At 74.1% G+C, this 18,796-nt stretch carries 10 protein-coding genes; 4 read left to right on the top strand and 6 right to left on the bottom strand.

What is annotated here, in order from left to right; translation table 11 throughout:
- Positions 1-211: 211 nt before the first annotated feature.
- On the top strand, positions 212-1,021 hold the full coding sequence (locus OYE22_RS00810; RefSeq protein WP_277318561.1) for a methyltransferase domain-containing protein: 810 nt from the start codon (positions 212-214) through the stop codon (positions 1,019-1,021).
- Positions 1,022-1,747: 726 nt separating this feature from the next.
- Positions 1,748-2,524 (top strand): AfsR/SARP family transcriptional regulator, encoded by a 777-nt coding sequence (locus tag OYE22_RS00815; RefSeq protein ID WP_277318562.1) that lies wholly within the window; start codon positions 1,748-1,750, stop codon positions 2,522-2,524.
- Positions 2,525-2,905: 381 nt separating this feature from the next.
- Here the strand turns inward: OYE22_RS00815 and OYE22_RS00820 are convergent, their stop codons facing one another.
- The 3 genes from OYE22_RS00820 to OYE22_RS00830 all read right to left on the bottom strand — a co-directional run bounded on the left by OYE22_RS00820 (position 2,906) and on the right by OYE22_RS00830 (position 14,431).
- A complete protein-coding gene (locus OYE22_RS00820) occupies positions 2,906-11,647 on the bottom strand; it encodes a type I polyketide synthase (RefSeq protein ID WP_277318563.1) in 8,742 nt (2,913 codons plus the stop codon).
- Between the two features lie 402 nt (positions 11,648-12,049).
- Positions 12,050-13,126 carry a cupin domain-containing protein gene (locus tag OYE22_RS00825; RefSeq protein ID WP_277318564.1) on the bottom strand — a complete coding sequence of 359 codons (1,077 nt, stop codon included), beginning with the start codon at positions 13,124-13,126 and terminating at the stop codon, positions 12,050-12,052.
- A 129-nt stretch (positions 13,127-13,255) separates the two neighbouring features.
- Positions 13,256-14,431: an FAD-dependent monooxygenase gene (locus tag OYE22_RS00830; RefSeq protein WP_277318565.1), complete on the bottom strand. Its 1,176-nt coding sequence runs from the start codon at positions 14,429-14,431 to the stop codon at positions 13,256-13,258.
- Between the two features lie 438 nt (positions 14,432-14,869).
- Here OYE22_RS00830 and OYE22_RS00835 point away from each other — a divergent pair, with 438 nt between their 5' ends.
- Positions 14,870-15,688, top strand: a complete 819-nt coding sequence (locus OYE22_RS00835; protein ID WP_277318566.1) for an IclR family transcriptional regulator — start codon at positions 14,870-14,872, stop codon at positions 15,686-15,688.
- A 43-nt stretch (positions 15,689-15,731) separates the two neighbouring features.
- Here the strand turns inward: OYE22_RS00835 and OYE22_RS00840 are convergent, their stop codons facing one another.
- Together OYE22_RS00840 and OYE22_RS00845 are read right to left on the bottom strand one after the other, a co-directional pair.
- A complete protein-coding gene (locus tag OYE22_RS00840) occupies positions 15,732-15,977 on the bottom strand; it encodes a hypothetical protein (protein ID WP_277318567.1) in 246 nt (81 codons plus the stop codon).
- 196 nt (positions 15,978-16,173) lie between these two features.
- The gene (locus tag OYE22_RS00845) at positions 16,174-16,410 is read right to left on the bottom strand and encodes a hypothetical protein (RefSeq protein ID WP_277318568.1); all 237 of its coding nucleotides are present in this window, start codon (positions 16,408-16,410) and stop codon (positions 16,174-16,176) included.
- Positions 16,411-16,638: 228 nt separating this feature from the next.
- Here OYE22_RS00845 and OYE22_RS00850 point away from each other — a divergent pair, with 228 nt between their 5' ends.
- A complete protein-coding gene (locus tag OYE22_RS00850; protein ID WP_277318569.1) occupies positions 16,639-16,983 on the top strand; it encodes a hypothetical protein in 345 nt (114 codons plus the stop codon).
- A 365-nt stretch (positions 16,984-17,348) separates the two neighbouring features.
- On the opposite strand, the gene OYE22_RS00855 is transcribed toward OYE22_RS00850, so the two are convergent.
- Positions 17,349-18,266, bottom strand: coding sequence for a lytic polysaccharide monooxygenase (locus OYE22_RS00855; protein WP_277318570.1), 918 nt, complete (start codon positions 18,264-18,266; stop codon positions 17,349-17,351).
- Between the last annotated feature and the right edge of the window lie 530 nt (positions 18,267-18,796).

An 18,796-nucleotide genomic window follows, 5' to 3' on the forward strand; every position in this document is an offset into this window, starting at 1 on the left:
CATGGGTCATTGGCGGCACTCCGCTCCGGACTTGAGTGATCGGTGCGAGCACGTCGCCAGCGTGGTCTGCCTCTCTAAAGGCACGCCAAACAGGTCGCGGCCGGTGACTTTAGCCCGGTGTTATCGCGCCACTGGACCATCAGTTCACGAGTGGGCCCCGTGGTGGCCCCTTGACGGCCAGCCCGGTCGCCGAGCACACAGGAGGAGAGTCATGCCCCAAGCGTCCGTTCCGCCGAGCGGCCAGGTGTCCGACTACTACAGCTCGTTGGGCCCGCTGCTCCAGATGGCGTGGGACGACAACTTCCACTTCGGGTACTGGGAGAACGCCGAGGACACGGCCACCGTCGAGGAGGCCACCGACCGGTTCACCGACCTGCTCATCGAACGGCTCCGCGTGGGGCCGGGCGACCGGGTGCTCGACGTGGGCTGCGGGATCGGCAAGCCGGCGATGCGCGTGGCGACCTCGACCGGGGCCGACGTACTGGGCATCACCATCAGCGAGCAGCAGGTCAAGCAGGGCCTTGAACGGGCGGCGGCCGCGGGCAGGTCGGAGCAGGTGAAGTTCCAGTTCGCGGACGCCATGGCGATGCCCTTCGACGCGGAGTCCTTCGAGGCCGTGCTGGCCTTCGAGTCGATCAACCACATGGAACGGCTGACGGCGCTGCGCGAGATGACGCGGGTGCTGGTGCCGGGCGGTCGGGTGGTACTGACCGACGTGACCCCGCCCGAGGACGGCAGCTACCAGGAGCCCACCGACCCGTCCGTCGTCTCCTCGCTGGTCAGGCTGGAGGACTGGCCGGAGCTGATCGCCGCCGCCGGGCTGGTCCTCGACGAGGTCAAGGACGTCACCGAGAACACCAAGGACACGGCCAACCGGATGATCGACGGCATCCTGCGCTGCCGCAAGGACTTCGAGGCCACGCACGGGATCTCGGTCCAGGAGGTGTTCGACGCGGCCAAGGAGGCGCTGCCGACGGTGCCGAGCGCCGGATGTGTGATCGTGGTCGCGCACAAGCCCTGAGACACCCCTACCAGGCCGCACCGCCGCCCCACCGGCCCCGAGTGCGGCGCGGCCAGGGACCCGACCTTCGGCGCCGGCACCCGACGTGTCGGCGCCGAAGGCCACCCCCCTAGCGCCCCCAACAGCCGGCCCGAGTCCGGGCTGACCAGGCATCACGCGCGGCACCACACGCGTCGCACCAGCACCCGCGGTGGCACCAGCACCCCCGGCCGCCGACCACCCCCACCAGGCCCGCGGCCCGGACCACCCGTCGGTCGCGCAGGGTGCCCGGCACTCCCGCGAACACCCCGTTCCGCCCCTAGGGGGTGCGGAGTTGGCAACTGGGGCAGGGGTCTGACGGAACAGGGGTGCATTAACCTGTCCGGCGTAGGCGAGCGGCGTATCGTCATTCCTGGAGACAGCGCCCGACGGGTGCGGTTTTCCGATTCTCAGCAAGCGAACGGAATAACTCGCAGAGGCGTTTCAGTAACCTGCGAGAACCCGCTTCGCATTGCCGCCCGGTCCGTCGAGGGAACCGCCATAGAGACGGGGGATATGTGGCCTCGGTGTCGCACGACGTAAACCAACGGAAACGGCCCTGTGAGGCCAAAAGGGCCGACTTGCGGGCAGGTGCCCGTTACGGTCCCACGATCCGTACGTCAACCAGGGTTGGCACCCGCTCGCACACCGCAAAGAGTCCGTCTACGGAATACGACAATTCACCGCTTTCAGCGACTGGGACACGCCGTGCGATATGAAATCATGGGGCCTCTCCGCGTGGTCGATGGAGAGGAAAAGTCTTCCATCAGGGCGCGGAAGATAGAGGTGTTACTCACCGTTCTCCTCGTCCGCTCGGACCAGGTGGTCCCCGTCGACCACCTCATCACGGAGATCTGGGGCGAGGAGCCCCCGCGCCGTGTCATCGCCGGGCTCCACGTGTACGTCTCGCAGATCCGCAAGTTCCTCAACCGCCCCGACCGCGACGAGAGCCCGGTGCTCACGCGCCCGCCCGGCTACGTCCTGCGCCTGGGCTCCGACGAGTTGGACATCCGACACTTCGAGCGCCTGGTGAACGACGGGCGCCACCACTCCCGAGCGCACCGCTACGGACAGGCGGCCCACAGCTTCGAGAGCGCCCTCGCCCTGTGGCGCGGACCGCTGCTCGACGACGTGTGTTGCGGACCGATCCTGGAGGGTTTCCAGACCTGGCTGTACGAGGCCAGGTTGGAGTGCGTCGAGATGCTGATGGACGCCCGACTCATGCTGGGACGACACCGCGAACTCGTCAGCGACCTCTACCAGTTGGCAACGGAGCACCCGCTCAGGGAGGCCCTGCACCGCCAACTGATGCTGGCGCTCTACCGCTCCGGGCGGCGCGCCGACGCGCTGCACGTCTACCAGTCGGCCCGCAAGACGCTCAACGAGGAGCTGGGCCTCGAACCATGCCGCGACCTCCAGGCACTCCAACAGGCCATCCTCACCTCGGACGACCGCCTGGAACTCCCGATCCCGCTGCCCGCCTGATCGCCTGCTCGTCTGCCCGCCTGGCTGTCTGTCTGCCTGCCTGGCTGTCTGCCTGATTGAGCGTCTGCCCCCTTGAGCACCTGACCGCCTGACCACAGTCGTACACCTCGCCGACGCGCCCGCCGCCGGCGGCGCCGGCCCGACGTCATCCCGGCGCGGTACCCGGCGGGCGCGGCAGACCCGGCGCCGCCCCTTCGGCAACCAGCGCGTCGCCGCTCCTCCCCCGGCCGGCGGCCACCGATCCCACCGGTGGCCGCCGGCCCCACGTTGTCCGGGCCCCTGACCCACGCAGCCGAGGCGCGCCCGCCGGGGTGCCGTACGGGGGGCCGGCCTCCGTGGCGTGCCGTCGCTGCAGATGGGGCAGTCTCAAGCGCATGTCGCTCATTCGCGCTGGTCGAACAGCGCGAACAACTCCTCGTCCGTCACGGTCTCGCCGCTCGCCCAGGCGGCAGCCGTGTCCATCCCCGCCGTATGGGCAGTGGACAGCAGCGCGCGGAGCTGGGCCGTGACCCGCTCGTACCCCTCCGGCTCCGAGGCCGCCGCCGCGACCGCCGGCCGCAGCGCGGCGAGCCGCTCCGCGATGGGGTCCGGTGTCGCGGTGTCCTCGGTGTGGGTGCTGAGCGCGCGCAGGAGGTGGGAGGCGAGCGCCGCCGGCGTGGGGTGCTCGAAGGTGGCCGTGGCGGGCAGCCGTACGCCGGTGGCGATGTGCAGTTGGTTACGCAGCTCCACCCCGGCCAGTGAGTCGAACCCGATCTCCTTGAAGCCGTGCTCGGGATCGATGGCGGCCGAGTCGGTGTGGCCGAGAACGGCGGCGGTCACGTCGCGCACCAACGCGCGGGCGGCCTCCGCCCGTTGTTCCTCGGGTAGCGCGGCGAACCGGTCGGCCCAGGCCTCGGGCGCTCGGCCCTCGCGCGCGCCGCCCGGGCCGGGCCGTCGCGCCGGGGTGCCGACCAGACCGCGCAGCATGGCGGGCGCCTCCTCGGGGTGGGCCCGGAACCTGGCGAGGTGGAGCGCCGCCGGGACGAGGAGGGCTCGCGGGTTGGCGAGCGCCGCGTCGAGGAGGGCGAGGCCGCGCTCCGCCGCGAGCGGGGCGACCCCGGCGCGGGCCCATCGCGTGCGGTCGGCGTTGGTGAGCGCGCCGCCCATGCCGCGCGGCGCGTCCCACAGGCCCCAGGCGAGGGATGTCGCGGGGAGCCCCCGGGCCGCGCGGTGTGCGGCCAGCGCGTCGAGGAAGGTGTTGCCCGCCGCGTAGTTGGCCTGTCCCGCGCCCCCGGTCAGGCCCGACAGCGAGGAGAAGAGTACGAACGCGGCCAGCGGACAGTTCTCGGTCAGCCGGTGCAGGTTCCAGGCGGCGTCCGTTTTGGGCCGCAGCACCGCCGCGAGTCGCTCGGGGGTGAGCGCGTCGAGGGTGCCGTCGTCGACGACACCGGCCGCGTGCACCACGGCGGTCAGCGGGTGGGCGCTCGGAAGGGTGGCCAGCAGCCGGGCGAGCGCCTCTTCGTCCGCGGCGTCCACGGACGAGACGGTCACCCGCGCGCCGTGCGCGGCGAGTTCGGCCGTGAGCCCGCGCGCGCCGGGCGCCTCCGGGCCGCGACGGCTGAGCAACAACAGGTGCCGCACCCCGTGCGCGGCCACCAGATGGCGGGCCACCAGCGAACCCAACCCGCCGGTCCCGCCCGTGACGAGGACGGTCCCGTGCGGATCGAGCGCGACCGCGACACCGCCGGCGGCCACCGCGCCCGCCGGGGCCGCGCCGGCGACACGTGCCGCGCTGCCCGCCACCGCCTCGTCACCCGCTCGGAGGTCGGCGTCGTCGCCGGCGGCACCGCGCGGGGGCGGAGGCGCGGCGACCGGCGGCCCCGCCGCGACCCCCGCCTGCGGCAGGTGTGCCAGGCGCGGTACGAGGAGGTGGCCGGCCCGCACCGCGAGCTGCGGTTCGCCGCTTGCGATGGCCACGGACAGGAGGGAGTCGTCGCCGGCCGGGTCGAGGTCGACCAGGGTGACACGGCCCGGGTGTTCGGTCTGCGCGCTACGGAGGAGGCCCCACAGCGGGGCGGCGGCGAGCGCCGGCACGTCCTCGCCCGGGCGGGTCGCGACGGCCCCCCGGGTCGCGACCACCAGCCGCGCCTGCACGAGGCGGTCGTCGCTCAGGAACCCCTGGACGAGTTCCAACACGCGCTCCGCCGTGCGGTGCGCCGCCTGCACCGGGTCGGCTTCGCCGGGCGCGGCCACCACCCTGGCAAGCACCACCTCGACGTTCGGCGTGACGTCCGGAGCCGACGCTTCGCCCGACACCGTGAGCTCCACCATCGCGGGTGCGGGTGCGTCGGCGGCGGGGGCGGGCAGCGGCTCCCAGGCGACGGTGTACAGCGGCAGCGGACCGCTCCCCTGGTCGCGCCCGGCGGCGGCGAGCTTGGCGATGCGTACGGGCCGCAGGGTGAGGGATCGTACGGAGACCACCGGCGCTCCGGTCAGGTCCGTGACCGTCAGGGCCACGGCGTCCGGGCCGGTGGGGTGGAGGCGGGCGCGGAGTTCGGTCGCTCCGGTGGCGTGCACCGTGACGCCGGCCCAGGCGAACGGGAGCCAGACCTCGTCGGGGTCTCCCCCGCGCGTGGCGTCCGCGGCCAGCGGGTGAAGTACGGCGTCCAGCAGCGCGGGGTGGATCGCGCACCGTTCGGCGACCGCGGACTGTTCCGCCGGGAGCCGCACCTCGACGTAGCGGTCCTCACCGTGTCGCCAGCAGGCCGTGAGGTTACGGAAGGCCGGGCCGTAGTCGTACCCCCGCTCGGCCAGTTGGGCGTACACGTCGGGCACCGCGTCGGGCGTGGCATCGGCGGGCGGCCAGGCGGCCGGCTGGTCGGCACTGTTCTGGTCCCGGGGCTCCGGGGCCTGGGGGCCGAGCGCGCCCGAGGCGTGGCGCGTCCACGGGCCCGGCTCGCCGTCGGGCGGGTCCGCGCGGGCGTGCAGGGTCAGCGAGCGCTGGTCGCAGGCGTCCGGGGCGCCGACGGTGACCTGGATCTGGAGCGCGCCGTTGGCCGGCAGCGGCAACGGGGTCTCCAAGCTGAGGTCGACGACCTGCCCGGCCCCGACGTGCCGGGCCGTGGCCTGGGCCAGCTCCAGGAAGGCGGCGCCGGGGACGATGGCGGACTCGCCGACGGTGTGGTCGGCCAGCCAGGGGTGGGCGGCGAGCGAGATGCGGCCGGTGAGCACGGCCTCGTTCCGGTCGGCGAGCGGCACCGCGGCCGACAGCCAGAGGTGCTCCGCGCTCTCCAACCCGAGGCCGCGCGGGTCCGTGCGGGGCTGCTGGGCGAGCCAGTAGTGGTCGCGCTGGAACGCGTAGGTGGGCAACTCCACCCGCCGCGCGCCGGGGAAGAACGCGGTCAGGTCCAGCGGCGCGCCGTGCGCGTGCGCGCGCCCGAGGCCGGCGACGAGCGTTTCGGCCTCCGGCCGCCCGGCGCGCAGCAGGGCGTGGGCGGTGGACGACTGGTTACGGAACGACTCGGCTGCCATGGCCGTGAGGGCCGCGTCGGGGCCCACCTCGACGAAGACGGTGGTGCCGCGCCCTTCGAGGGTGCGGATGGCGTCGAGGAACCGTACGGGCTCGCGCACCTGGCGTACCCAGTAGTCGGGCGAGGTCAGTTCCGCCGCCGTCGCGAGTCGCCCAGTGAGCGTGGAGACGAGGGGGCGGCTCGGCGGACGCAGGTCGAGGCGGGTGAGCACGTCACGGAAGGGGGCGAGTGCCGGGTCCATGTGTGGGGAGTGGAAGGCGTGGCTGACGCGCAGGCGGCGGGTCTTGCGGCCCCGCGCGCGCCAGCGGTCGGCGACCTCGGTGGCGGTCTCCGCGTCTCCGGAGATCACCACGGCGTCGGGCCCGTTGACGGCGGCCAGGGACACCCGGTCGGCGTGCTCGGCCAGCGACCGCACCACCTCCTCCTCGGTCGCCTGCACGGCGATCATCGCGCCCCCCGGGCGGGCCGCCTGCATGAGTCGGCCCCGGGCCGCGACCAGCGTCGCGGCGTCGGCGAGCGAGAGGACGCCGGCGAGGTGAGCGGCGGCGAGTTCGCCGACGGAGTGCCCGGCGAGCGCGTCGGGCACGAGCCCGTACCGCTCAAGGAGGTGGAAGAGGGCCACCTCGTGCGCGAAGAGGGCCGGCTGAGCGTACGCCGTCTGGTGCAGTTCGGTTGCGGGCCCGGCGCCGGGCGTCGCCCCGGGTGGGTGGTCGCGGGCGAACATGACCTCGCGCAGTGGGCGCTCCAGGTGCTCGTCGAACGCGTCGCATACGGTGTCCAGGGCCCGCGCGAACACCGGATGGGCTGCCGCCAGCTCCCGTCCCATCCCGGGATGTTGGGCTCCCTGGCCGGTGAACAGGAAGGCGGTGGCGCCGGCGTGGGAGGCGTCGCCGCGCACCAGGTTCGGCGCGCTCTCGCCACGGGCCAAGGCTTCGAGGCCGGTGTGGAACTCCTCGGGTGCCGCGCCGAACACGATCGCGCGCCGTTCGAAGGCGGTACGGGTCGTGGCCAGCGAGTAGCCCACGTCGGACGGGGTCGCGGCGGGGTGGTCGGCGTGGAACTTGCGCAGTCGCGCCGCCTGTTCGCGCAGGGCGCGGTCGTCGCGGGCCGAGATCAGCCAGGGCAGCGGGACGGCCTCGCGCCCGGGGGCGTCGGCCGGGGTGGGTGGCGCCGCGCTGGTCCCGGTGTCGGGGGCGGCATGCGGTGGTTCTTCGAGCACCACGTGGGCGTTGGTACCGCTGATGCCGAACGACGAGACGGCCGCCCGGCGCGGCCGGTCGGTCTGTGGCCACGCGCGTGCCTCGGTGAGCAGGGCCACGCTTCCGGTGTCCCAGTCGACGTGGGGCGTGGGCTGGCGGGCGTGCAGGGTCCTGGGCAGCAGGCCGTGCCGCATGGCCTCGACCATCTTGATGATGCCGCCGACGCCGGCGGCCGACTGGGTGTGGCCGAGGTTGGACTTGAGGGAGCCCAGGTAGACGGGTTCCGCGTCGCGCCGGTCGCGGCCGTAGGTGGCGAGCACGGCCTCGGCCTCGATGGGGTCGCCCAGCGCGGTGCCGGTGCCGTGGGCCTCGACCACGTCGACGTCGCCCGTGCCCAGGCCGGCGTCGGCGAGTGCCTGGTGGATGACGCGCTGCTGGGCCGGCCCGTGGGGCGCGGTGAGGCCGTTGGACGCCCCGTCCTGGTTGACCGCGGTGCCGCGCACGACGGCGAGCACGCGGTGGCCGTTGCGGTGCGCGTCCCGTACGCGTTCGAGCATGAGGAGTCCGACGCCCTCGGCCCATCCGGTGCCGTCGGCATCGGCCCCGAAGGGTTTGCAGCGCCCGTCGGGCGACAGGCCGCGCTGTCGGGAGAACTCCAGGAACATGCCCGGCGTCGCCATCACGGTCACGCCGCCGGCCAGGGCGAGTTCCGTCTCGCCCTGGCGCAGTGAGCGCACCGCCAGGTGGAGGGCGACCAACGAGGAGGAACAGGCGGTGTCCACCGTGACGGCGGGGCCGGTCAGGCCCAGGTGGTAGGCGATGCGCCCGGACAGGACGCTGGTGTGGCCGCCGGTGAGCAGGTGCCCCTCGACGCCCCGCGGGGCGTCGTGCATGCGCGGTCCGTAGTCGAGTGCGGTGCCGCCGACGAAGACGCCGGTGGCGCTGGAGCGCAGTGCGGTCGGGTCGATGCCGGTGCGTTCGGCCGCCTCCCAGGCCACTTCGAGCAGCAGCCGCTGCTGGGGGTCCATGCCGCGCGCCTCACGCGGCGAGATGCCGAAGAAGGCCGCGTCGAAGCTGCCGGCGTCGTGCAGGAATCCGCCCTGCCTGGCGTAGCTCTTGCCCGGCCGCTCCGGGTCCGGGTCGTACAGCCCCTCATCCCAGCCGCGCCCGGTGGGGAAACCCGTGATCGCGTCCCGTCCATCGGCGACCAGCCGCCACAGGTCGGCGGGCGAGGCGACGTCGCCGGGGTAGCGGCAGGCCATGCCGACGATGGCGATGTCGTCGCGGTCCACGGCGGCCGGGGCGGTTCGGTCGCGGGAGGTGGCCGGGGCGGTTGGGGTGGCGCGCGTGGCGGGGGCCAGGGCGGCGCTGAGGTGGCGCTCCAGGTGCTCGATGGTGGGGTGGTCGAACAGCAGCGAGGAGGGCAGCCGGAGTCCGGTGGCCCGGCCGAGCCGGTTGCGCAGGTCGATGGCGCCCAGCGAGTCGAAGCCCAGGTCCTTGAAGGTCCGCCGGGCGTCGACGTCGTCCGGTTCGTACGCCAGGACCTGGGCGACCTGGGTGCGGATGAGGGCGGCCACGGCGCGGCGTCGGTCGTCCGCGGCTGGCGCGGTGAGCTGGGCGCGCGGCGGGGCGTCGGCGTCTTCCGGTTCGGGCGTCTCGTACGCTTCGTGGCTGTGCCCGCCGGGCCAGTAGCGCTGCCGCTGGAAGGGGTAGGTGGGCAGGTCAGTACGGGTGGCGTCGGTGTCGCGGAAGGCAGCGGTCCAGTCGACGGTGACGCCGTGCACGTACGCCTCGGCCAGCGAGGTCAGGAAGCGGTGCTGGCCGCTTTCGCCCCGGCGCAGGGAGCCGATGGCCGCCGTGTGTTCGGCGCCGCGTGCCTCGATGCTCTGCTCGATGCCGTGCACGAGCACGGGGTGCGGTGACAGTTCGACGAACACGGCGTCGCCCGCGTCGAGCACCGCGTCGATGGTCTGCGCGAAGTGGACGGTTCCGCGCAGGTTCTCGTACCAGTACCGGGGGTCCAGTTCGGTGCCGCGCAGGAGCCGTGCCGTGACAGTGGAGTAGAGCGGGATCGTCGTCGGGCGCGGTGCGATGTCGGCCAGCGCCCTCACCAACCGCGCGCGTACGGGTTCGACCTGGGCCGAGTGGGACGCGTAGTCCACCGGGACGCAGCGGGCGCGCACGCCGTCGGCGACGCACCTGGCCACGAGTTCGGTGGCCGCGTCGGCCTCGCCGGAGACGACGACGGACGCGGGGCCGTTGACGGCGGCCAGCGACAGCCGACCGTCCCAGGCGGCGATCCGCTCGGTGGCCTCGTCGGGGCTCAACGCCAGGGAGACCATGGCGCCACCGCCGGCGATGGCGCCGACGACCTGCGAGCGCAGCGCCACCACGCGCGCCGCGTCCCGCAGCGAGAGGGCGCCGGCCACGCAGGCGGCGGCCGCCTCGCCCTGGGAGGCACCGATGACGGCCGACGGGACCACGCCGTGGTCCTGCCACAGGGAGGCCAGGGAGACCATCACGGCGAACAGCGCGGGCTGTACGACGTCCACGCGCGTCAGCGGGGGCGCGCCAGGCGCCTGGCGCAGCACGGCTTCCAGGTCCCAGTCCACGAACTCGGCGAGGGCCTCGGCGCACTCGGCCATCCGACGGGCGAAGGTCGGTGCCTGGTCCCAGAGTTCGGTGGCCATGCCGGCCCACTGCGAGCCCTGGCCGGGAAAGACGAAGACCACCCGCTGGCCGGCCGGTCCGGCGCCGCCCACCGGGGGCTCGACCAGGTCCGGCGCCGACTCGCCGCGTGCCAGCCCGGCGAGGGCGGCGGCGCGGCGCGCGGGGTCGGCGGCGACGATGACCGCCCGGTGTTCGAAGGGGGTGCGCCCGGTGGCGAGGGACCAGCCGATGTCGCACGGGCGCGGCGCCGGATCCTCCGCGACGCGGTCGGCCAGCCGCCGGGCCTGCGCGCGCAGGGCGCGCGGGTCGCGGCCGGAGAGCACCCAGGGCAGCCAGGCCGGCGCCGTCGGCGCCGCGTCCGTCTCGCGCACCGCGTCCGTCTCGCGCGCCACGCGGGAGCGGGCGGCCGAGGCTGCCGCCGGGCGGGCGGTCGCGGGCGGCGGCGCGGTGCGGGCGATGGCGGTTGGCGCGTCGCCGAGCACCACGTGGCAGTTGGTGCCGCCCATGCCGAAGGCGCTCACCCCGGCCACCAGTTGGCCGTCCGGCGCGGGCCACGGCTCCGCCTCGCGCTGGACGGCGATGCCGAGTTCGGCCAGCGGGATGTCCGGGTGCGGGGTGCGGAAGTTGAGGCTGGGCGTGAGACGTCGGTGGTGGAGGCTGAGCAGCGTCTTCACCAGCCCGACGATTCCCGCGGAGCCTTCCAGGTGGCCCACGTTGGTCTTGGCCGAGCCGACGCGCAGCGGCGCCCGCGCGGAGGGCCCGTCGGCGCGGGCGGCGCCGAGGGCCGCGGCCTCGATCGGGTCGCCGACGGGGGTCCCCGTGCCGTGCAGCTCGACGTACTGGGCGTCGGCCGGGGTCAGCCCCGCGCGGGCGTAGGCCAGGCGGAGCACCTGCTCCTGGGCGGCTCGGCTGGGCACGGTCAGACCGGTGGAGGTGCCGTCGTTGTTGACGGCGCTGCCACGGATGACGCCGTAGACGCGGTCGCCGTCGGCGACGGCGCGGCGCAGTGGTTTGAGGACCGCGACGCAACCACCCTCGCCGCGCACGTAACCGTTGGCCCGGGCGTCGAAGACGTAGCAGCGGCCGTCGGGTGAGAGGGCGCCGAGTCGCTCGGACGTCGCCGTGCTGTCGCTGGTGAGGATGAGGTTGACGCCGCCGACGAGCGCGAGTTCCGACTCGCCGGTGCGCAGGCTGGTGACGGCCAGGTGGGCGGCGACCAGGGAGGAGGACTGGCCTGCGTCGAGGGTGAGGCTCGGACCGCGCAGGCCGAGGAGGTAGGACACCCGGTTGGCGAGGAGGCTGCGGTGGGTGCCGGTCATGGAGTGGCGGGAGACGGCCTCGGGGTCGCCGTGGTGCAGCACGCTGGCGTAGTCGCTCCACATGGCGCCGACGTACACCCCGGTCGGGCTGCCGCGGAGCGTGCCGGCGACGATCGCGGCGTCCTCCAAAGCCTCCCAGGCCAGTTCGAGGACGAGACGCTGCTGGGGGTCCATGGCCACGGCCTCGCGCGGTGAGATGCCGAAGAAGGCCGGGTCGAAGGCGTCCACCTGGTCCAGGTAGCCGCCGAGTGGCCCGCGCTGGCCGGGCGCGACGGCGAGGCTGGGCCGCCGCCGTACGGGGGGCTCGCCGATCGCGTGTCGCCCCTCGGTGAGCAATCGCCAGAAGGCCGCGGGCCCCGGCGCCCCGGGCAGCCTGCATGCCAGTCCGACGACGGCGACTGGTTCTTCCTGCGCTCCGCCCGTCACTGAACGTCCCTCCCCCGCCGTGCTTTGAGTGGAGGCTGACGAGCCCGGGCCCGTGGCACACGCGCCGTGGCGCGCCGGGTGGTTCCTGGGGTCGGCTGCCAGCTCTCCGCGATCACCCCACCCTTCAGGGTGATCACTCTCTGCCTTCAGATGCTCACACGGAGGCAGGGAAAAAATCGCCTCCCTGGCCGGATATCTACGTCAAGTTGACCAACACGCCGACCAGTTGATCACCCACAGGAGGTAGCTCAGGGATGAGCGTGTCGGGACGGTCAACGCGCGGCGCCCCGCGCGACGCGACGGGCGACGCCCCGCGATGTGCCGTGTTGCCCAGCGATGCACGCGAGGCGACGCGATGTACCGCGAGGTGGCGAAAGTGCCGTGCTCCGAAGGGAGTTCGACTCACCGGCGTACGCCGGTGCTTGGCGGGGGCGGTGCGGCGCGGGCGAGGCCGAGGCGTTCGAGGATGGGCGCGTCGCTGAAGCGGAAGAGGTCCAGGCTCCCTCCCGCCTCCCCCGACTCGCGGGGGTCGGCCACCTCGATCGCCAGCTCGGTCCAGGAGGGCACGGCCACCAGGTCGCCGCGCGCGACGGAGTGGGGTCGACCGTTCAGGGTGAGGGTGCCGGAGCCCGCGAAGACCTGCCAGACGCTGGAGCCCGCCTCGCGGGTGGGCGCGCCGCGCGCTCCGGCGGCGAACCGGTGCGCCTCCAGTCGGATGGTGGCCAGGGCGTCGCCGCCGGTGGCGGGATTGGTGAAGCGGACCGCGGCGTGCCCTGGTTCCACGCCGGCGGCCAGGTCGAGTTGGGCGGCGAGCGCGGCGTCGGTGTGCGCCCAGCGGTAGGCGGTCAGCGGCGAGTGCGCGGGTGCCGGGACGCCCAGGGGGCGCAGTCCGGGGTGTGCCCACAGCCGCTCGGCCCGGGACCGCTCGGGTGTGGAGCAGTCGTCCAGGCCGTCCGGCCCGTACTCGAAGAACCCGGCGTCCAGGTGGTGCACGAAGGGGATGTCGAGCCCGTCCAGCCAGGTCATGGGGGTGGAGCGGGGGTTGTGATGGGCGTGGAAGCACATGCCGGGCGTCAGCAGCAGGTCGCCCCTGCGCATGGCGACCGGGTCACCGTCCACGACGGTCCACACGCCCTCACCCTCCAGGACGAAGCGGAACGCGCTCTGGCTGTGTCGGTGCGGCGGTGCCACCTCGCGCGGCCCCAGGTACTGGACGGCCGCCCACAGGGTCGGCGTGGCGAAGGGCTGCCCGGCCAGGCCGGGGTTGGCCAGGGCGATGGCGCGGCGTTCACCGCCTCGGCCGACCGGGACCAGGTCGCCGGCGCGTGCCGCCAGGGGGTGCAGCCGCGCCCAGCGCCACAGGTGGGGGACGGCGCGCGGGGTGGGTGTCGGCGGCATCAGCCCCTCACGGACCCTCCACAGCGGGACCAGGTCGGCCTGTTCGAAGTCCTGGTAGAGGCGTTGCTCCTCGGGTGTCATAGGGCCTCCTGCGCTGGGTGGGCGGGGGCGGTGCTCGGCGGCCGGCGCTGGTGGCGCGCCGTCGGTGCCGGCGGGGAACACGGCGGGGTCGCCCGCTGGATCGCCTGGTCCGGTGGCGTGGGCGGGCGCTCAGCGGGCGGTGGGTTGGTAGAGCCAGTCCAGGTCGGTGTAGTCGTCGGGGGCGCGGCGAGCGAAGAGGCGGTCGCGCAAGGCCGGGATGACCGGGCCGTCGTCGTGCCACACCTCGCCCCAGGCGCGGGCCAGCCGTTGTACGGTCGCGGTTCTGGGGATGCGCTCGGCCTGGTAGGCGGCGAACGCGGCGGGGGCCTTCCCGTCGTGCGCCACCAGGTGGCGGGCCAGGCACTCGGCGTCCTCGATGGCCTGGCAGGCGCCCTGGGCGAGGTACTGGAGCATGGGGTGGGCCGCGTCGCCGAGCAGGGTGACGCGGCCCGTGGTCCAGTTGTCGATCGGGGCGCGGTCGTACATCGGCCAGCGGCGGTGGGTGCCGAGCAGGGCGACCGCCGCGCGGACCTGCTCGGCACCGTCGGCGAAGTGCTCCCACAGTTCGTCGGCGGTGCCCCAGTCGTCGCTGGCCGCGATCTCGGGCCGGTAGCGGCGGCTGCGGAAGACGGCCACCTGGTTGTGCAACTCGCCGCGTCGTATGGGGTACTGCACCAGGTGCTTGCCTGGTCCGATCCAGACGAGTTCGTCGTCGGGCCGCACGCTGTCGGGCAGGTCGTCGGCCGGGACGGTGCCGCGATAGGCGACGTACCCCGAGCACAGCGGCGCGTCGTCGGCCACCAGCGCGCGGGTGCGCGACCACAGGCCGTCGGCGCCGATCACCGCCTCGCACGCGTACGTCTCACCGTCGGCGAACCGGACGGTCGCCGACTCGCCCTCGGCGTCGCGCACCTCGACGACCTCCCGCCCCGACTCCAGGGTGACGCGCCCGTGGGCGCGGCAGGCGGCGAGCAGGATGTCGAGGAGGTCGCCCCGGTGCAGCACGGTGTACGGCTGGCCGTAGCGCGCCCGGAAGGCGTCACCGAGGTCGACGGTGGTCAGCCGGCGGCCGGAGTCGGCGTGGAGGAAGACCAGGTTGCGGGGGTAGACGGCCACGGCGGCGAGGTCGGGGCCGAGGTCCAGCGCGGTGAGCACGCGCAGCGCGTTCGGGGCGAGTTGGATGCCGGCGCCCAACTCGCCGAACGCCGGGGCCTGTTCCACGATGTGGACGTCGAAGCCCGCCCGGGCCAGGCAGAGGCCGGCGGTCATGCCGCCGATGCCGCCGCCGATGATCAGAAAGGGCACACGTACGCCCACTCCCACCTCCCGTTGGCCGTCCCGGGACGCCGTCCGGCGCCGTTGCCGGGGGTTCGCGCGGAGGACGAGCCGGCGTGCGGCCGGGCGCGCGTCCATCCCCCGCGTGGGCGCGCACCCGGCACGTGGGTGGCGCCGCCACCGTCCGCCCCGTGTCGGACGCCGGGCACACCACCGCTCCTGGCGGTCCGCGTCGCGACCGGCGCCGGCCCGCGCCGGCTCGTCGCCTTTGACCCGGTCGGCCCGGTGGCTGTCGACCGGGGTCCGCGAGGCGACGAGGACTCAACTGCTCGGACAGATCGGCGCGTTACGTGTCACGATGAGGAACACCGACCCGGATACTGCTACATGTTGACGGCTGTCGCAAGAGCGCCTTCGGCCGTCCACAGCCCTACGGAACCAGGGGTCCCCTGCGCTACGGTGCAGTCCATGAGCGCGGAGGAGGCGGAGACCCTGGAGCCGGCCGGCGAGCGGGGGTCGGAGTCGGCGGCGAGCCGTCCGGCGGGGTTGATCGGGGCCGTCGACAACGTGCTGCGCCTGCTGCGCCTGTTCGAGGAGCACCAGGTGATCCGCGTCAACCAGATCAGCCGCGACATGGGGCTCTCCCGGTCCACCGTGCACCGCCTGCTCTCGACGCTCGGTTACCACGAGTTCGTCGAGCAGGACACGCACTCGCGCGCGTACCGCCCGGGGCCCGCGCTCGTGGACATCGGCCTGTCCGTGGTGCGGAACATGGACATCCGCACGATGGCGCGCAGCTCGCTCGTGCGACTGCGGGACGAGACGGACGAGACGGTGCACCTGGCGACGCGGCGCGGCACGCAGATGCTGTACATCGACAGCGTCGAGAGCGAACAGACCGTGCGGGTCAGCAGTCGGATCGGCTGGAGCCTGCCGGCGCACGCCACGGCGGCGGGCAAGGTGATGCTGGCCGAGCTGAGCGAGGAGCAGTTGGTCGCGCTCTACCCGTGCGAGCAGCTCGACGCCCCCACCGAACGCGCCCCCGCCACCCGCACGGCGCTGCGCGACCACCTCGACGCGGTGCGCGGGTGCGGGTACGCGGTCAACCACGCCGAGAGCGAGGACGACGTGAGCGCGGTGGGCGCGGCCATTCGCGACCGCGCCGGCCGGGCCATCGCCGCCCTGGTGGCCACGGCGCCCAAGTCCCGCGCCGACGAGGAGTGGCTCGCGGCGACGGCGCGGGCCACGCTCCGCGTGGCGTCGGAGCTGACCGCGCGGACGGGGTAGCCACACCCGCCCCGCGCGGCGACGGCGGGCCCGTCGTCGCGGGTCAGATAAGGTGCTGAAGGGTCCAGGTGAACTGGTCGCCGCCGACCCACCGGATGACGTCCGGGTCCTCCAGGTCGAGATGGCGTACGCCAAGTTGCTGGGCGATCTCGATCACGTCCACCACCGACCTGGCCGTTCCGGCCACCTCCCCGCCGACCTCCACCAACCGGAACGGTGGGCTGCCCGGCTGCACGGGCAGCACGACGAAACGGGGGGCCGAGATGTGCGGGCTATCACGTTCGGTCATGCCTCCACGGTGCCGCCTCTTCGCCACTCGCGCACACCGACGAGCGGGCCCCGCGACCAGCCCGTCCCCACGAAGCCGAACCGGCAGGCGCCGACGACCGGCCCCCAGCCGCGCCAGCGACAACCAAGCGATCACGTGAACCGACCACTACCGCACACCGTGCCCGGCGGGCACGGGCCGGCGGGCGGCGCCGGCCTCAGCGCGGGGGCGCGTCCAGCCACGCGTCGGGGCCCCCGCCGTGCCACTCGACGACCGCGGGGTCGTCCAGCGCGACGCGGTCCTCGGGCAGGCCGGCGCGGCGCATCATCCGCACCACCTCGTCGGGCTCGACCGCCACCCCCACGTCGCGCCCGTCGATCGTCACCCGGCGCCGCCCGTCCAGCGGCGCGTCCACGACCACGCGCGGCGCCCCGCGCCCATTCGTCTCGTTCATGCCTCCAGCCTGCGATGTCGCGCCAGCACCCGCATCCCGGCGGGCGGCCGGGCCCCACGCGTGCGCGTGCCACCCGCGAGGGCCGTGGCCCGGGCGCCCAGAGCCGCGCCTTCACGAGTGGCTGGAAAGGCCCGGCCCGCTGATTCACGGCATCCCTCTGGCGGGATTGTCTCCCCTGCTCGGCGCGGCTCGCGTCGATCACATTCGAACAGTCGTATCATTCTCGACATGGCCGAAACGTTTGAGTTTCCTCACGATCTTCTGGCAGCCCAGGAGGAGCTGCATCAGGTCCGTGCCCGGCTGCGGGCGCTCTACGAGCGGTTGCCCTGGTCCGTGGAGCCGGCGCCCGGTTTCAAGGACCAGGACCTGTGGCGCCCCCGCGAACGGCCGGACTCCCCGGGCTGGCCCGAGCAGGAGCGTGCCGAGGTGGCCGAGTTGCGCGAGCGCGAGCTCGCGCTGGCCACGACGGTGAGCCAGCATCCGTTCTGGGCCACGCTCAGCGGCCCGCGGGTACCGGCCGGGCGCATGGCGCTCAAGCACGCGCACGAGCGGCCGGCGGGCGAGAGCGCCTGAGCCGGCCGCGAAGCTGACCGCCCCCGCGTCCGGCGCGTGATCGCGGCTGGCGCCGACCCGGGGGCGGTCGGGCGCGAGCGCGCCGTGCCCGGCGATGGGCCGGCAAGCGCGCGTCGCGCGGGAGGGGGCGAGGGCCGACGCGTCGGCGAGGCCCGGGGGCGGCCCCGTGGGAGGCCGCCACTCAGGGCGGGCCGGGTCGCGGCGCCGGGCGCCCGCCCCCTGGCGGAGCCCGCGGCAATCGCTCACGCCGCGCGCCGCTGGCCGGCCGTCGGTCCGGCCAGCGGCTGGTGGGCGCTGGACGCGCCCGGGCGGGGCCGGCGCGCAGGAGGTGACGCGCCGGCCCCGGGCCCGACGGGCCGGTGGGATCAGGCCGCCGTCTTGCGGCGGCGGAACATGAGGAAGCAGGCCGCCGTGATGCCCACGGCCGCCGCGCCCGCGATGGTCTGCGGGACCGCGCTGTCGTCGCCGGCCGCGGCGGCGGTGTTCTCGGCGTTCAGGGCGACCTTGCCGTCCTGGGCGGCGAGCTTGTTGGACGCGGCCTGCTCGCCGGGCAGGTCGCCGCCGTGGCCGTGGTGGGTCACGGTCGACTTGTCGGCACCCGCGTCGATCTCCTTCTGGGTCGGCGCCTGGGCCGCGACCTGCGCGGCCTTGCCGAAGACGACGTCGGAGCAGCTGTAGAAGGCCTCGGCGCTGTCGTTGCGCTGCCAGACCTTGTAGAGCATGTGCCGGCCGCTGCGCTCGGGCAGGGTGCCGGAGAACTCGTACCAGCCACTGGGCGCGGTCCGGGCGGTGCCGGCCTTGGCGACCGGAGCGGTCTCCAGGTCAGACCACTTGAGGGGCTTGGTGGGGTCGTAGCCCGGCTTGGTGATGTACACGGTCATGGTGCCGGGGTGGGCGGCGGTGACGCGGTAGCGGAAGTTGATCGCCCCGGAGGAGACCTGGGTCGCGGGCCAGTCGGTACGGGCCCAGTCGAGCGCCTTGTACTTCTCACGGTTGGCCGAGCACAACTTGCCATCCGGGATCAGCTTCTGGTGCTGGCCGTTGGCGTTGGCGATGTTCACCTCGTTCCAGTCGTAGAGCGGCTGGGTGCCGCTCGTCGCGACGAGGTCCTTGCACACCTGCGTCTTCGGGTTTTCCGGGCCCTCGGCGTAGCAGGTGGCGACGCGGCTGACCGGGCCGAACATCGTGCCGTGGGCACTGGCCTGACCGGGCGTGAAGGTCACGAGCAGCGCGGAGGCGGCACCGACCGCGCCCAGGGAGGCGGCCTTGCGTCGAGCGGACATCGGGGGCTCCATTCTCCAACTTGGGGGGAACACAAGTGAAAAACGATCTAAGGCAGGGGACATCGCACAGCCCCCGGGGGCGCGGCGCGCTGGGACGCAGCACGTCGCGGCTTCCCGGAGGTCACTCAGAGGCAGGGTCGCATTGGCCTAGACCATCCACAAGAGTCGTGCACATGGCAATCCGGATGGGTCCTCCGGCGGCTGAATCTTTGCGCCCGCTTCACGGCCGACGCGAAGACCGTGCCCACCACACCGACTTCGCGGAGATTTCCGCACGCCAACCGGTACGCCCCGGTCCGCTCCCGACCTCCGGGGCCAGCCCCACGACGGCGACTGATCGTTCGTTAGGTGACGCACGGGTCGCCTCATGTTGACGCATAAACGACGTGCCCCGGGCCCGTACCGACCCCCTCGCGCCGCCCACTTCCCGAACCCGCCCACGCCGCTGGCCAGGCGCACAACGCTCGGGCGCCGCGCCGACCGGGCCGCGCCAACGCGCTCGGGCAAGCCGGGCCGTGCGAGGCTACGCG

Source organism: Streptomyces sp. 71268 (assembly GCF_029392895.1).
In the GTDB taxonomy this organism is placed as follows: Bacteria; Actinomycetota; Actinomycetes; order Streptomycetales; family Streptomycetaceae; genus Streptomyces.

Excerpts from the sequence above, each read along its gene's own strand:
- OYE22_RS00810 (WP_277318561.1), top strand. The coding sequence starts at position 212 with ATGCCCCAAGCGTCCGTTCCGCCGAGCGGCCAGGTGTCCGACTACTAC.
- OYE22_RS00825 (WP_277318564.1), bottom strand. The coding sequence starts at position 13,126 with ATGACACCCGAGGAGCAACGCCTCTACCAGGACTTCGAACAGGCCGAC.
- OYE22_RS00835 (WP_277318566.1), top strand. The coding sequence starts at position 14,870 with ATGAGCGCGGAGGAGGCGGAGACCCTGGAGCCGGCCGGCGAGCGGGGG.
- OYE22_RS00840 (WP_277318567.1), bottom strand. The coding sequence starts at position 15,977 with ATGACCGAACGTGATAGCCCGCACATCTCGGCCCCCCGTTTCGTCGTG.
- OYE22_RS00845 (WP_277318568.1), bottom strand. The coding sequence starts at position 16,410 with ATGAACGAGACGAATGGGCGCGGGGCGCCGCGCGTGGTCGTGGACGCG.
- OYE22_RS00850 (WP_277318569.1), top strand. The coding sequence starts at position 16,639 with ATGGCCGAAACGTTTGAGTTTCCTCACGATCTTCTGGCAGCCCAGGAG.
- OYE22_RS00855 (WP_277318570.1), bottom strand. The coding sequence starts at position 18,266 with ATGTCCGCTCGACGCAAGGCCGCCTCCCTGGGCGCGGTCGGTGCCGCC.